This window comes from Lacipirellula sp. (assembly GCF_965279485.1).
Lineage (GTDB): Bacteria > Planctomycetota > Planctomycetia > Pirellulales > Lacipirellulaceae > Lacipirellula.
Window position 1 is genome coordinate 2,460,110 of sequence record NZ_CBDIIC010000002.1, and the last position, 14,906, is coordinate 2,475,015.

General features: G+C 64.5%; 8 protein-coding genes. 2 read left to right on the plus strand and 6 right to left on the minus strand.

The window, feature by feature from the left end; all coding sequences use genetic code 11:
• The first annotated feature begins 363 nt into the window (after positions 1 to 363).
• Positions 364 to 1,140 (plus strand): hypothetical protein, encoded by a 777-nt coding sequence (locus ACQY7R_RS17520; RefSeq protein ID WP_428306862.1) that lies wholly within the window; start codon positions 364 to 366, stop codon positions 1,138 to 1,140.
• A gap of 80 nt (positions 1,141 to 1,220) precedes the next feature.
• On the opposite strand, the gene ACQY7R_RS17525 is transcribed toward ACQY7R_RS17520, so the two are convergent.
• The 3 genes from ACQY7R_RS17525 to ACQY7R_RS17535 are packed head-to-tail and all read right to left on the minus strand — an operon-like array spanning position 1,221 to position 6,423.
• Complete coding sequence (locus tag ACQY7R_RS17525; protein ID WP_428306863.1) at positions 1,221 to 3,419, minus strand: site-2 protease family protein; 2,199 nt, start codon at positions 3,417 to 3,419, stop codon at positions 1,221 to 1,223.
• Positions 3,420 to 3,455: 36 nt separating this feature from the next.
• A complete protein-coding gene (locus tag ACQY7R_RS17530) occupies positions 3,456 to 4,349 on the minus strand; it encodes an efflux RND transporter periplasmic adaptor subunit (protein WP_428306864.1) in 894 nt (297 codons plus the stop codon).
• A gap of 25 nt (positions 4,350 to 4,374) precedes the next feature.
• On the minus strand, positions 4,375 to 6,423 hold the full coding sequence (locus ACQY7R_RS17535) for an efflux RND transporter periplasmic adaptor subunit (protein ID WP_428306865.1): 2,049 nt from the start codon (positions 6,421 to 6,423) through the stop codon (positions 4,375 to 4,377).
• Between the two features lie 239 nt (positions 6,424 to 6,662).
• On the opposite strand from ACQY7R_RS17535, the gene ACQY7R_RS17540 reads away from it, so the two are divergent.
• Positions 6,663 to 8,849 carry a TolC family protein gene (locus ACQY7R_RS17540; RefSeq protein WP_428306866.1) on the plus strand — a complete coding sequence of 729 codons (2,187 nt, stop codon included), beginning with the start codon at positions 6,663 to 6,665 and terminating at the stop codon, positions 8,847 to 8,849.
• A 19-nt stretch (positions 8,850 to 8,868) separates the two neighbouring features.
• On the opposite strand, the gene ACQY7R_RS17545 is transcribed toward ACQY7R_RS17540, so the two are convergent.
• The 3 genes from ACQY7R_RS17545 to ACQY7R_RS17555 form a co-directional block, all read right to left on the minus strand.
• Positions 8,869 to 11,034, minus strand: a complete 2,166-nt coding sequence (locus tag ACQY7R_RS17545; RefSeq protein WP_428306867.1) for an AMP-binding protein — start codon at positions 11,032 to 11,034, stop codon at positions 8,869 to 8,871.
• 303 nt (positions 11,035 to 11,337) lie between these two features.
• Complete coding sequence (locus ACQY7R_RS17550) at positions 11,338 to 12,159, minus strand: hypothetical protein (RefSeq protein WP_428306868.1); 822 nt, start codon at positions 12,157 to 12,159, stop codon at positions 11,338 to 11,340.
• 75 nt (positions 12,160 to 12,234) lie between these two features.
• On the minus strand, positions 12,235 to 14,676 hold the full coding sequence (locus ACQY7R_RS17555) for an ATP-binding protein (RefSeq protein ID WP_428306869.1): 2,442 nt from the start codon (positions 14,674 to 14,676) through the stop codon (positions 12,235 to 12,237).
• Positions 14,677 to 14,906: the final 230 nt, after the last annotated feature.

Genomic DNA, 14,906 nt, shown 5'->3' on the forward strand with positions numbered 1-14,906 from the left:
ATCCCGTCAATTTCACAAGGGTGTCAAACAACTTGCGCCGATTCGGAGCACCGCCAATCGCCCCATCAGCCCTAGCCGGTCCGCCACGCGGGCCGGGGGGCGTTTCGCGTGGCATTGGCTCGCACGGCAGACCGCCCGGAGGGCGTGGCCCTCCGGCTAGCGGTGTGCGACTGGGGGCGAAACGCCGACGCTTCCACCCATACGCAGCCGCCGTGGCAAAGTTTGCGGGCGGCGCCGCTTCTACTGGAGGAAGGGGTTGGAGCGGGTCGAAATCTGGACGATGAGGGCCTTCTGCCAGCGCCGTCGGGGCGCGGCGGCGAGTGGCCTCCAAGGCCCCAGCGACCCGGTTCCGTCGACCCGCTGATGAATACTCAGTCGAGACTACCGCTCTGGCGCCGCGGCACGTTGCTGGCAACGGCGGCTGTGACATTGCTGGCGGGCGACCTGCTCGCCGAGCCGACGACCAGCCGCTTCGACCTACCGCAGGAAGGCGCCACCAGCGCCGCCTACCAGGCGCCGGCGCCGCTGCAGCAGCCGCAATCGCTCAAGCAACCGCCGCTGGCGGAGCCGCCGATCGACAACGCCATTATCGACGCCCAACGCGAAGCCGCGGCCGCCGAGGCCGAAGCAATCGACGAACGCGACGAACCTCTCAACGATCCCGAGGCCGACGCCCGACGCATCTACCGGCCGATCACCAGCGTCGGCGTCGACACGCGACTCCCGCCCGGCGAGATGCCAGGCGCCATGGCCCGCCAAGAAGGCGATCCGCCGCCAGTGACGATGCCGATCGTCGGCGACCCACGGCTCGAAGGGGGCTGGGGCGATCAGATGTTTAACTGGTCGGCGACGCAGTTCTGCCACCGGCCGCTCTACTTTGAGGAAGTGAATCTCGAACGCTACGGCTACGGTTGCCGCCCCTGCGTGCAGCCGTTGGTCTCGGGCGCCCACTTCTTCCTGACGATCCCGGCGTTGCCGTACAAGATGACGGTCAACCCGCCGCGCGAATGCGTTTACACGCTCGGCTACTACCGGCCGGGCGATCGCGTGCCGTGGCAGCGGAACTTTATGCCGTGGGATACGCGGGCTGCCGTGGTTGAAGCAACCGTCGCGGTAGGCTTGGTGTTCTTGATTCCTTAGCCCCGGGCTCCGCCCGGGGGTGACGCTGCGCGTCGCGACGTTCAACGACATGGAAACCGACCCCCGGGCGGAGCCCGGGGCTAGAACACGCGGTGGAACGTCCGTCCCAGTGCGTTCATCACGAGCGTGCCTAAGTTCGATCGCTCGATCGTGATCTTCGCCACGCCGCGCGAGCCAGGCAATAGCGGCAGCGCGTCGTCGAGTTCGATCTTCACGTCGTGATAGCGAACGTCACCGAGCGGCGAAGCGGCCGGCGGCGTGCCATCGCGATCGGCGGAATGGTTGGCGTGGCCTCGGCTCGCCACATGCGTGACGCGGCCCGTGATGGCGTTAAATGGTTGCTCATCGACGAGCACGCGCACCGTCTGCCCCGCACTGACGACCGGGACGTCGGCCTGCTCGACGCCGGCCCAAGCCGCTGCGGCCGCGCTGCCGGCAATCACGCAGAGCGGCGTCTTCGGTTCGATCCAAGCGCCCAGGTTGTGCGAATCAAGCGGCGAGCCGCTCCACGTCGCGAGTTGATCGCTCCGGCGGCGATCGGCTGGCCGGTCAGGAGCAGCGACGACGCGGCCGGCGTGCGGCGCGCGAATGGTTAGCGAATCGACCATCGCCTCGTACTCGGCGAGTTGAGCCTCGGCATCGGCCAGTTCGGCTCGAGCCGCGGGGAGTTGCCGCCCAGCGGCGGGCGACGTTGCCTGTAGCGCCCGCAACTGGGCGACGCGGACAGCCCGCTCGCGGACTGTCGCCGCGGCCTCGGCGCGGGCGAGTTCGAGTTCCGGATTGTGAAGTTCCACGACGACGTCGCCGGCAGCTACCTCGGCGCCGGTCGGCAGCGCGCGACGCAACTCGCCAGCCGCAACGGCAAACAGCGGATGATTCTGTTGCGGCACGATCACGAGCGGCGCCTCAACGCGGCGATCCATCGGGAGGTAGTAGAGCGCGGTCAATCCCAGCAGCAACGCACCTGCCGAGAGCGCGGCACGATCCCAACGCCAGCGCGACCGCACGAGCGGATTGGTCGCCAACCGCACCGCCGCTGCGATCGGCTGGGCGAGCATCCCCGCCAGCGTCACCGCGGCAAGGCTGTATACGAGGTTCTGCAACTGATAGGGCCGCGCCAACTTGAGCATCAAGATGAACAGCCCGGTCATCACCAGCGCGAGGTACGCCTTGGCGCCGATCGCGTAGAGCCACAGCGTCTTCCGCTTGGCGGGCGACAGCAGCGGGTCGACGGCGTCCGGTTCATCGAGTAACCAGCGACGCCACGCTCCGCTGACCAGACCGCGGGCTCGCTCCGCGAGGTTTGGCGTTTCGAGCCAATCGGAGAGAATGTAGTAACCGTCGTAACGCAGCAGAGGATTCGCGTTGATCGCGAGCGTTCCGACGCTGCAGACGATCAGCAGACTGAGCGCGATCGCTTGGACGATGCCTGGTTCGCTGATCGACCAGACAATCGCGGCGAGCGACGCGATGATCAATTCGACAAACATGCCGCCGGCCGAAACGGCAATTCGCTGCCACTTGCTCGGTAGCCGCCACGCATCAGAGACGTCGCAGTAAAGGCTCGGCATGCCGGCCAGCAGAAGAACGCCCATCTCGCGCGGCCGGGCGCCAAAGCGGCGGCAAGCGATCGCATGGCCGAACTCGTGGGCGACCTTGACCAGGGCGACCGCGGCAAACCAGAGCGGCAACCACCGCGGCTGCGCCAGTTGCTGCAGACCGCTTAACCCTGCATTGATCCGCCCTGCGTGGCTGAAGACGACATAGATCGCGGCGACCATCAGCACCCCAACAACCACGGCGCCCGCTCGCGAAAACATCCAACCGATCGAGCGATAGAGGCGATCGACGAGCGGACCTGCGTTGAAACCACCGACGCGGATCGACAGCAGTTGCAGCAGGTTCGACCAACGCTCGCGTCGGCTGTGGCGGCGTCCGCGCTCGCACAATTCGGCGCCGCGGCCAGGGATCTCGCCGACGAGCAGCCCTTGCTCGTAGACGCGATTGACGAATTCTTGAATCTGCTCGATCGTCGCCCGCCGCGGGGCGAAGCTCGTTTCAAGTTCACGCTGCAGCGAGCGCAGGCTAACCGGCTGCCGCAGCGCCGTAAGCAGGGCCTGCTCTTCGCTGGAGAACTGGAAGATCTCGCCCGTGACGGGGTCTTTCACCATGTACGCCGCGTCGCTGGCGAACGCCGTTTCGACGATCTGTAGATCGCCGCGCGTGCGCATCGGGAGGATGCGATCGGCGACGGCGCGGCGGTAGTCGGCGGCAGGCATGGGAAGAGTTGCGGGTAGCGAGCGGCGAGGTGCGAGTTAGTTTGTTGGAGCTGTAGTCATTTCCGGCAGGCTCAGCTTCCCTTGCTGGCCGGGGCGGAACTTTCCGTCGCTATTGTCGATCTCCGCCCACACGCGCACTTGGCCGGTGATCGGATCAATCTCTGGACTGATGAAGCGAAGCGTCCCTTCGATGTGCCCGGCGGCGGGAAAGGCGTCGCCGTCGGCGCCGACAGCAAACTTCACCTTGCTGCCGACTGGCGTCGTGGCGGCAATCTCGGCGGGCGCGAACCCCTCGGCCCGTAAGCGATCGACGGCGACCAGTCGCACGACCGGCGCGCCTGGCTCGACCCACTCCCCTGCCCTGCCGCGGACGAGCGCCACCACGCCGGCGAAGGGCGCCTTTACCGCATGAAGTTCCAAATCGAGCCGCGCCGACTCAACGCCGTTCTCTTTGAGCTTTAGTTCGTAGCGATCGATCTCGAGTTCGTGCTCCGCCTGGCGGCGTTCGAGTTCCAGCTTCTCCGCAGTCAGCCGCTCGACGTCGAGCTGCGACTGCGAGATGCTGCGGGCGAACTTTTCGTTTGATTCGCTCGAACGCTTCATCTCCGCACGGGCCACTTCGAGCGCCTTGTCGGCGTACTCGATTCGCAGTTCGCTCGCTGCCTTCGCTTGCACCTGAGCCCGCTCCAGTTCCGCCTTCGCCACCGCGAGTTTGGCGGCGCGATCGTCGAGCGACGCCAACAGCTCGCCCTCCGCGACGACGGCCCCCTCCTCGACGGCGATCGTCGCCAAGACGCCGGTCTGCCGCGCCGGAACTTCCGCCTCGACCATCGGCCGCAAGACGACGGAATCGATCGTCGTCTCGGCCGCGCCGGCAAGCGTGCCACACAGCAGCGATGCAACCATCGGGATGTGGAATAGCAGTTTCATCGCGTCTCGTTCACTCTTGTCGTTTCTAGAACGTCAACCAGCGGTACGCCGTCGCCCACACGTCGTGCAGCCATACGTAGCCGATCGAGCGGCGGCCGCAATCGATCCGCACCACGGCCGCCATGCCGGGCCGAGCTTCGGCGGGCGGTTCGCCGTCGAGCGCGAGCCGCACCTGCATCGGCGGCACAGCGTCTTCGAGGCCATTGGCAGCGAGCGGCGCAGCCGAGCTGACGGCCATCAAATGAGCGGGATAAGTTTGTGCCACATCGCCAGAGAGCCGCACGCTCGCGGTCACCTCGGCGTTATCGCCCGACGCAGCGCGCTGCGCCGCCAGGATCTCGCCAACATCGCGTTGCGCCGCCTCGGCATTGACGAACCAACCGGTCGATGCGTCGGCCACGGTGAGAAGCGCCTCGCCACGCTCGACAGGTCGCGACGCGAGCAGCGTTTGCACATCGGGGGTGAGAATCTCGCCATCGATCGGGCTCCGTAGCGTGAGGGCCGCGTGACGCTCCTCAAGCAGTTGCCGTTGCATTTGCAGCCCGGCCAGCCGTTCTTCGAGTTGCCGTTGTTCGGCGGAGAGCGGCAGACGATCTTCCGTTTCACGGTCGCGGAGCGTCCGGTCAGTTCGCGTCACAGCGAGCGCATCGAGCCGCTCTTGAGCGGCCGCGATCTCGCCCCGCACTTGTTGCAGCTTGAGGGCAAGTTCCGGATCGCTGAGCACAATCAACAAGTCGCCTTGTTTCACGCGATCGCCATGCGTGACGCGAACTTCGACGATGGAACCAGTCGCGGTCGCGAAGATCTCGCGCTCGACGGACGCGGCGAGCGTCGCGGGCGCCTCGACCGTCAGCGTCGCCGGCACGAAGATCAGTGCGAGCACCGCGGCGATCACGCCGCCGGCAGTCCACAACGCTCGGCGGCGGCGAACGGGTTCGCGGAGCGCCGCCAATCGATCCGACCACGCCAGCATCGTCCGCACCGGAAACTGATCGAGCGTCGCCGCCCTCGCAACCGCGGGAGCCGCGAGTTCGCCAATTTCGATGAGTTGCCGCAGCACCGCATCATCCGCCGCACCATCAAAACGCTCGGCGATGAGCACTAGATCGTAGCGATTCGAACTGCGCTCGCCCCCCTGCCCGGCGACTCGCTCGTCACGCAAGTGCGAATCATCAAAAGAAAACGGCGCCGCGGCCAACTGGCGAGCGTGCGAATGATCGAGATGCTCGGCCAGCGTCGCCGCCAATCGCGTCGGCAAATCAGCGTCGTCGAGCCGATCGGCGACGTGCACAATCGGCTCGCCCCAATTGGCAACGTCTTCCGCGAGCCGAGCGGCGAGGCGAGCCATTTCGCTCTGCCGATCAGCACGACTGACGCCACTTACGCAAACTAGCCGCCACCCTTCACCGCGACGCAGTAGTAGCGACACGCGATCGCACTGCAGCAGTCGCCGGGCCTCGTTGGCGACGGCAAACGCCGTCCCCTCCAGATCGCGTGGCTGCTGGATACGACGCAAAAAGTCGATGGCATGCTGCTGCAACCCGGCGGTCGCGCGTCGTTCACGCAGTTCGGCCAGCGTATGAAAGTCAGCGGCAATCGCGGCGAGCGTCGCCGCCAACTCGCGGCGCCCCTGCGCAACCGTCGAGCTATCGCTCGGCGGAAACCAAAGCTCGAGCGCTCCGATCACTCCATGGCCCGGCGCCCCGGCGCCTGCAGCGTCGGCGATCGGCGCGATCACTGATTCAAAACCGGCGACGTCCCCCGCGATGGTTGGCCCTAACGACGAAGCGGCGAAGGCTCGCAGCACGGCGTCACGCCGCGACGCGATGTCGGGCAACACGCCCGCTGATTCGGATCGTAGCTCTGCAACGACCTCAAGCCGTTCTGGCGCCACGCGTCGCCAACCAGCGCCGCCTGTCGCTCTCACTGCCGCGCATGTTTCCGCCAGCAACTGGCGGTAAAACTCCCGCGGCGTCGCGTCGCTGCGAGCCGCCGCGTGCAGGCGCTCCACCAGTTCCTCGAGCTGAAGCCAGCTAGCATCGGCAGCGTCGGTGAGTGGAGAACGAGGAGACATCCCGTCCAGTATACGCAGCCTCGCGCAGAACCCGCTCGCAGCGGGCCGGCGCCAGCGGAACGATTTCGGCAGCAACATGATCGCAGTGCGGCAGAATAAGCAGATTGCGCAAGCGATCGGGGTTCTAACGAAATTCGTAGCTCTACCGGTTCTACCGTGACGAAAAACTGCTTCGAGGTTCCAAGTTCTCGACCACCCGCGGTCGCTTGGCGCCTCGATAGCTCATCGCTTATCGCCACATGCGCTGGACGCGTCATCCCGCTTTCGTATGGTCGCTGCTCGCTAGCCTCGTGCTGGCCGAGGGGTGCCGCGTGCGCGAGAAGGCGGCGTTCAAGGCGGTCGACGACACCTGCTATCGGGCTCTGGCGACAAAGATCGAGTACCCCGAGGTCTCTCCCTGCAGCCACAACGAGCAAGATTGGGCGGCCGTGCAGCCGCTGACGCTCGCCTCGCTGGGGCAGATGGAATACTGGAACATGACGCTCGAAGAGGCGGTGCGGATCACGCTCGCCCAATCGGACGTCATTCGCGACCTCGGTGGCACGGTCCTCCGGTCGCCTGGTACTGTCGAAACGTACTGGAATCCCGCGGTCGTCGAAACGAACCCGCGGTTCGGCGTTGATGCGGCGCTCGCGGCCTTCGACGCGCAGCTCACCAGCAGTGTCTTCGGCGAGAAGAACGACCGCGCGCTGAACAACGAGTTCTTCGGCGGCGGCACGCGGCTCTTGAACCAAGACCTGCTCGTGCAGCAGACGCAGATTGCCAAACGTTCGGCCACCGGTACGCAGTTCGCCGCGCGGCACTATACCGACTACGACGCGAACAACGCCCCCAGCAATCTGTTCCCCAGTGCTTGGAACACGAACTTCGAAATCGAAGCTCGCCAGCCGTTGTTGCAAGGCGCCGGCGTCGAGTTCAACCGCATCGCTGGCCCCAGCAATACGCCCGGCCTCTACAATGGCGTGCTCGTTGCGCGGCTCAACACCGACGTCGAACTGACCGATTTCGAAATCTCGGTGCGCGACCTGCTAAGCAACGTCGAAAACGCTTACTGGGATCTCTACTTCGCCTACCGCGATCTCGACGCCAAGATCGCCGCCCGCGATGCGGCGCTCGAAACGTGGCGGCGGATCAACGCGTTGTATGTTTCCGGTCGCCGGGGCGGCGAAGCGGAAAAGGAAGCGCAAGCTCGCGAACAGTTTTACCGCTTCCAAGAGGACGTCGAGAACGCCCTGGCTGGCCGACTGCTTGGCGGCACCAGCGTGAACAACGGCAGCGGCGGCGGCACGTTCCGCGGCGGCGGTGGCGTCCAAGTCGCCGAACGTCGGCTCCGGATGCTCGTCGGCCTCCCGCCGAGCGACGGCCGATTGATTCGCCCGTCTGACGAACCGGTGAGCGCGCCGATTCGCTTCGATTGGACCGAAATCACGCGTGAATCGCTTGTGCGTCGCGCTGAACTTCGCCGTCAGCGCTGGGTCACGCGGCGGTTTGAACTCGAACAGATTGCTAGCCGCAATTATCTGCTCCCGCGGCTCGACGCCGTCGCTCGGCAGCGGTGGCGCGGCTTCGGCCATGATCTCCTGGCTAGCGATTCGACCGGCCGCGACCGCTTCGACAACGCCTACATGGATCTAGTAAGCGGCGACTTCCAGGAATGGCAAGTCGGCTTCGAGTTGAACGTGCCGATTGGCTTCCGCCAAGGCGCCGCCGCGGCACGCAACGCTGAACTGCAACTCACCCGCGCCCGCGCTGTGCTGCGAGAGCAGGAGCATTTAGTGCTCCACGACGCCGCGAACGCGATGGCGGAGTTCGACCGCACGGTTGTCGTTACGCAAACAGCCGGCAGACGGCTTGATGCGGCCCGTCATCAACTCGACGCCGTCGAAGCAGCGTACGATGCCGACAAGGCGCCGCTCGACTTCGTGCTCGAAGCGCAACGGCGTTTGGCCGAAGCCGAAAGCAGCTACTATCAGGCGATGGCCGAGTATGCGATCGCCATCAAGAACGTCCACTTCGCCAAGGGGACGCTGCTCGATTACGACGGCGTCGTGCTGGCCGAATCGCGGTGGCCCGACAAGGCGTACGCCGATGCGGCCGAACGCGACCGTTTGCGAGGCCGGCCACGAGTGCTGAACTACGCGTCGGCTCGCCAGCCAGTGGTCGGCGGCGGAACCTACGACCAGCATTCGCTGGAGTCGAATCCGCTCGGCCTGGGGATCCCAGTCGAGAAAGAAGCGATCAAGACGCCTGCCGAGGAAACGGCGCCGACGACTCCGGCGCCAACGCTCCCATTTGGTGCAGAGCCGCTACCGCCGGTGCAATTGCCCGCGGCGCCCGTTGCGCCCTCGGTCGTGCAGCCGCTGGCCCTGCTGCCGAGCGTCGACGCCAACGTCACGCCCGCGACGACAAACAGCTCGACGAAGTAGGCGAGCTTCGGCGCGCAGGCTACTTCTGTCGGCCGTCGGCTTCCATCGCAGCAAACCAAGAGTCGGTTTCGTTGCCGCCCGCCGCGGTCAACGAGCTTGTTCCCAGCATCTCGTCCGCGAGGTAGCGAGAAAGCAATTCTGGCGTCGGATAGCTCCACGCCGCTGCCGGAGGCAGGCGAACTCCGAGAACCTTCTCGAACTCGACGTTCAGTTCCAGCGCGGTAAGCGAATCCATCCCCGACTCAGCGAACGGCGCTGTTGGCGACATTTCGCCGGAGCCCGGTTCGGCTCGCTCTTCGAGCCAATTCATCATCCAGGTTTGAATCTGCTCGGCCAACTCCGGCGGAGTCAGTTCCGCGAGCCGGTGCAGAAATTCTGGACGGCCGTCAGCACCTACCGCAACAGCGGCATCGGCGCGGAACGTTACCGTTTCGGCGAGTTCGTCCGCCGGCGTTGCGGCGGGCGACTGCTGCCAGGCGGCAAGTTGCTCCAAACCATTCGCAGAGAGCAACTCGCGGCAGCGGCTCCGTTGAATCTTACCACTCGACGTGAGCGGAACGCCGCCCGGTCGCACGAGCACAATTTGGTACGGATCGACGTCATGCTCTTCGACGATTGCTGCACGGATTGCTCGCAGCACCGGCGTCATGTCGTCGCGGCGATGCTCGCGACGGACTTGGTGAACAACGACAAGCTGCTCGTGGCCGTCGACTTCCACCGCGAAGGCGGCGCCGAGGTCGATTGCGGCGTGAGCCTGCTGGACGGTCCGCTCGACATCCTGCGGATAGAGATTGCGACCGCGAATGATGATGACGTCCTTCGCACGACCGGTGACGAACAGTTCGCCGCCATCGAACGCGCCGAGATCGCCCGTCCGCAGGAATGGCCCGCTGCCGTCGGCCAACCGGCCGCCGAACGTTTGCCATAACTCTTCCGGGTGGTTCCAGTAGCCCTTGGCAACAGAGCCGCCGCTAACCCAAATCTCGCCGACGTGCCCTTCGAGGCACGGTTCGAACGTTTGCGGGTCAACGACGCGAACCTGCTGATCGCCGAGCGGCCGGCCGCAACTCACCAGCGGCTGCGATGCCTCGCCCGCGGCGACGGCAGCGAGACGATGCTTCGCGAGCTGGGCCCGATCGGCATGAAGCACGCGCGGCCCGTTGGCCCCGCCGCCGCCGGTCACCATCAGCGTTCCCTCAGCTAGGCCGTAGCAAGGGTAGTAGGCCGCGGTGCGGAAGCCTTGCGGTCCAAATGTGGCTGCAAATTCATCGAGCGCTCGCGAATCGATCGGCTCGGCGCCGCAGAAGGCAAGCTGCCAGCGTCTGAGATCAAGCCCAGCACACTGCTCGGTCGTGATCTTGCGAGCACAAAGCTCGTAAGCGAAATTTGGCGCCCCGCTGATCGCAGCGCCAGTCTTCGAGATCGTTTCCAACCAAGTGATCGGCCGTTGTAGAAAGGTCGCGGGCGCCAAGAAATAAGACGCACCGCCGACATACATCGGCGTCAGGATCCCGCCGATCAGTCCCATGTCGTGATAGGCAGGTAGCCAGAAGACGCCCGACTGCGGCGTTAGGGCCTCTTCCGCCGTCGCCAACCCAAAGCCATTGCGAATCAGCTCCAGGTTGTGGAGCAAATTGCCATGCGTCACCACAACGCCACGTGGCTGCGAAGTGCTGCCGGAAGTGTATTGCAGGAAGGCGGCGTCGCTTGGCGTCCTGGGAACCAACTGCTTGAACGATTCCGCATCACGGCAACGGTCGACGGCGATCCACTCCAATGTCCGCACAGCCGGCGATTGTTCGTCGAGCTGCATCAGGCCGAGCGTTTCGCTCGTGGTGAGTGCGGCGGTTGGTTTGCAATCGGCGACGATCGCATCGAGTCGCGACGACGGACGACGCGGCTTCGGGTAAGTCGCCGGCACGGGCAATACGCCAGCGTAGAGACAACCGAAGAACGCGGCGATGAAATCAAGTCCCGGGGGGAAGATCAACACCGCTCGGTCGCCTGGCGCTGCGATGCGGCCGAGCTCAACTGCCACCGCACGGGCGCGGCGATCAAGCTCTGCGTACGTCCATTCAACACGTTGATCGGCATCGCTCGACCCCGCTTCGGCAAGGAAGGCGAACGCCAATTGATCGGGACGCTCGGCGGCACGACGGCGCAATAGTTCGGCGACGCTTCTCATCTCAGATCGCGGCGTGGGCGTTTCTGCTGGCATGACCGCTCGAAGAAGAGAGAAAATGTCGTACCGAAATCGTGATCGGGAGAGTGCAGGCAGCATATGAGTCGCGGGCCGCATGAGGTACTCCTTGCCAGCAGGCAGCGGATGATGATTCTGTCGCGGGCAAAAAGTGCCCAACTAACGTAGCGTTGCGGGGAGCCCCAATGCAACGCACTCGTTGGGCAGGAACGCAGACTTTTCCGAAGAATCGGCCCGCTCCCCCGCTACCGCTCGAATCATCGTAAGCGTTTAACGCGCGGCTCGGCGCTACGCTTTCTCATCCTTAATTTCCGTCGAGGATTCGGGCGTTTCAGCAGCTGGGGGAGCTGGACTTCTTTTCGCCGGAGTTTCCTCGGCGTCGCTATTCTGATCGGTCGAACCGTCCGGTTCAGGCGTCGATTTTTCACGAGGCTGATTTTCCAACGGCCGTTCCGAGGGATTCCCGCGCAAGCTGATCAATGCTTGATGATTGAGTTCCAGCACGCCAATCCGTCCCCCCTTTTTCTCTTCGCCTTCCTGGCCTTCGACCTCTACAGGTACCGAACCCAACCCGGCCAAAATTTCCGCGGGGTTGCCCGGATTGACGACCGCCACGCCTTCACAAACTACTTGACGCATACGGAGTTGGTCGTCAGCGAGGCCGAACTGCTCGACGCCATCGCTGTCGGTGACGATCAGGCTTCCCAACCGCCGCGCCGAGCCGTCTGCCTTCGCGCCAGCAGCGGACGTCAGCAGCGCCAGGGCGCGATTGGGATTCTGAGGATCGAGGATCGACACGACGTTGCAAGCGATGCGACTCACTTGCAATTGATTGTTCGTCACGCCGCACAACTCTTTCCCTTCGCTGTCGATCAGCACGAACACGCCGTAGCGATCGGCATTCGGCGAGTTCTTGAGCGGCGGGTTGGAACTTAGCTTGGCAACCGCGCGGTCGGGCTTCTCTGAATCGAAAACGACCAGCTCCTCGCACAGGATCTTGCCGGCGCGAAGTTGATCGGTCTTCACTTCATGCGTGAACTTGTCACGGAGCGCGGCGCCGAGGGCGAAGAACAGCAGCGGGTAAATAATCCAACGTTCGCGTTCGTTCATATCGTGTCTTATCAGTAAGGGACAAATTCAATTTGAACCGCCAAGGGCGCCAAGTAATGTGCGGTTCGTATTCTCTCAGTAAGCCGTGCGCGCCGCACCGTCGTCGCCGATCCACCACGGCAGCCACATCAGCGCCACCGGTTGCACTTCTATGTCTCCCTTCCGCGGGGGGACTTCGATCTTGGTTAGCTTCAGTTCATGCAACGGTTCGGCGTCGGCGTCGACTTCCTCGCCGGGCGGCGCCATGAGCCGCTTGAGGCGTTCGAGGTCGCGTTCCTTCTCACGGAGGCGGGACTTCGCCTCCGCATTCTTCTGCCGGTCCTTCGACATTTGGCTCCAGAGCGACGCGGTGACCAGTTGCTTGCGACTGCGACCGCCGAAGACGCGGACTAGGATGATTTCCGCCCCGCGCGCAATCGCCTGCGATGCGAAGCTGAAGAACCACCACCGCGTCTCAATCACCGCCGATTCGGCCTCGTCGACCTCTTTCTCAACTCGCTTGATCACCTCCGGCAGCAATCGTTGCCGAAATGCGTCGTCCGATTCGTTTGGCAACGAACGGGCGTCAAACTCCGCGCACTCCCACAGCGTGAGCCGTTCCGATTGGTAGACATGATTCTTTAGGTCGTCGTCCCAGCGACGATAGTTCCGCTCGACCGCCATCTCGCCCGGCAAATCGCCGAACGCGGCGCTTGGCTCTGGTTCGTCGAGCAGCGTCGGCCGTTCAGCCATGATCTGCGACGTTTCCCACAGCGGCTGCGGGAGTTCGCCATGCACCGGCTGCAGCGCGGCAAAGTCACGCCACACGTCGACTCCGTCACTTGCCCGAATGAAATGGAGCCGCCCGACGGCGAACATCCCGGGCCGATAGGTAAGTCGCTCGCCAACCGCTGGTTTCACGCTGTCGTCGAGCGGCCAGAAGCGTTGCGTGATGTCGGCGGAAAGGACTGGACGACTACTTGCGGCGGAGTTAAGCGTGCGGCGTTGGGGGGCGGGTGCGGGAGACTCGGCAGAGGCTTGAGTCGAGGGCGACGTCGTGGGCGCTGCAGACGGGGCCGCTGAAGCGGCGCCCGCCGAGCGTTTGCGATCGGCCATCAGCGTGCTGATTTGCGATCGCGTGAGGGGGCCCGCAAGGTACGAGAGCGCCCACCGCGTTTGGAACACCTGCGGCCCGCTGGCGTGGACGTTGTTCATAACGAACACGCGGTTGTCGAGCGCGGCGAGCGTCGCTTCCATCTCTTTGCGATTGAACGTCGCACCAGCTTCGGCCGAGGCGCCTTCCAGTCCCTCGATCACGCGAGCCTTATCACGCTCCGTCTGCAGTCGGCCGAGGAACCAGGTGCCGGCGTTCGAAAGGCCTTTGTAGTCGAGATCGACCGGATTCTGCGTCGCGAGCACGCAGCCCAAGCCATACGCGCGGGCCTGCTTGAGCAGGGTGAGCATCGGCCGCTTCGCCGGCGGGTTGGCCGTCGGCGGGAAGAAGCCGAAGACTTCGTCCATGTAGAGGATCGCCCGCAGACTGCTCGTGCCCGGTTGCGAACGCATCCACGCGATCACTTCGTTCAGCAAGATCGTCACAAAGAACATTCGCTCGGCGTCAGTGAGATGGGCAATCGAGATGATCGACAGCCGCGGCTTGTTCTCTGCCGTGTAGAGCAACCGCTGCACATCGAGCGATTCGCCGTCGAGCCAACTGGCGAACGACGGCGACGCGAGCAGGTTGTTCAGCCGCATGCCGAACTCAAGGCGATCCTTCGCCGGGAAGAACGTATCGAGATCGACGACGCCGACCCGTTTGAACGGTGGCTGCTGGATCTCGTGAATCAGACCGGCGAGATCGAGCGAACGGCCGTCACGCCACGCTTGGCCTAAGACGTTCGATAGCAAAATATGCTCGCGGCTCGTCACCGCATCCGCAGTGATCCCGAGCAGCGCGAGCAACCCCGACGCAGCCCCCTGAATCCGATCATTTAGCGCATCGGCGTCATCGAGCACCGCTTGCGGCGGCGCGTCGAACGATTTCAACACCGTCAGCGGCAACCCCGCACTCGAACCGGGCGTGTAAATCGCCCGATCGACGCGATCGACGTATCGCTGGATGCGATTCCCATCTTCGTCCCACTTGGCGAGCCCGGACTTCCAGAGTTCCGCCGTCTGCCGGGCCAGTTCCTCTGTCGAAACCCCCTTGCGACTGGCGACCGAGGAATCAACCCACGGCTGGAAATCGTCCGACCGCAACTCCGGGAACGCGAGCAGCAGATTGCCGAGATCCCCCTTCGGGTCGATGCAAATCGCCGGGATGCCGTTGAGGGCCGCCTCTTCCAGCAACGAGATGCACAGGCCCGTCTTGCCGCTGCCGGTCATGCCGACGCAAACGGCGTGGGTGGTGAGGTTCTGGCTGTCGTACAGCAGTGGCGTTTCGCCCGCCTGACTGAGGCCGACGTCGTAGTCCCGGCCTAGGTAGAAGGTCCCGGGCTTCGCGAATTCGGGGCGGCTCGACTGTTCAGAATCCTGCATAACGAGCGCCTCGGGAAATCAACGGGCCAACCACCGGGCCAATCGGGTGACTATACTCGATTTTACTGCAGAATTCCTCCCCAAGAGGCTGCGTGGCCGCCCTCCTAGCCTCGGGCTCCGCCCGGGGGTGAGCCTCCACACCGCGTGACGTGCCCTGACGCCGCGCAACCCCCTGGCGGAGCCAGGGACTAATATGCCATACCGCTTTCCGACACCGATTCACCAAAGCC

What these genes read in the sequence shown, in the direction of transcription:
- ACQY7R_RS17530 (WP_428306864.1), bottom strand. Translation starts at nt 4,349, where the DNA reads ATGAAACTGCTATTCCACATCCCGATGGTTGCATCGCTGCTGTGTGGC.
- ACQY7R_RS17520 (WP_428306862.1), top strand. Translation starts at nt 364, where the DNA reads ATGAATACTCAGTCGAGACTACCGCTCTGGCGCCGCGGCACGTTGCTG.
- ACQY7R_RS17555 (WP_428306869.1), bottom strand. Translation starts at nt 14,676, where the DNA reads ATGCAGGATTCTGAACAGTCGAGCCGCCCCGAATTCGCGAAGCCCGGG.
- ACQY7R_RS17525 (WP_428306863.1), bottom strand. Translation starts at nt 3,419, where the DNA reads ATGCCTGCCGCCGACTACCGCCGCGCCGTCGCCGATCGCATCCTCCCG.
- ACQY7R_RS17545 (WP_428306867.1), bottom strand. Translation starts at nt 11,034, where the DNA reads ATGAGAAGCGTCGCCGAACTATTGCGCCGTCGTGCCGCCGAGCGTCCC.
- ACQY7R_RS17535 (WP_428306865.1), bottom strand. Translation starts at nt 6,423, where the DNA reads ATGTCTCCTCGTTCTCCACTCACCGACGCTGCCGATGCTAGCTGGCTT.
- ACQY7R_RS17550 (WP_428306868.1), bottom strand. Translation starts at nt 12,159, where the DNA reads ATGAACGAACGCGAACGTTGGATTATTTACCCGCTGCTGTTCTTCGCC.
- ACQY7R_RS17540 (WP_428306866.1), top strand. Translation starts at nt 6,663, where the DNA reads ATGCGCTGGACGCGTCATCCCGCTTTCGTATGGTCGCTGCTCGCTAGC.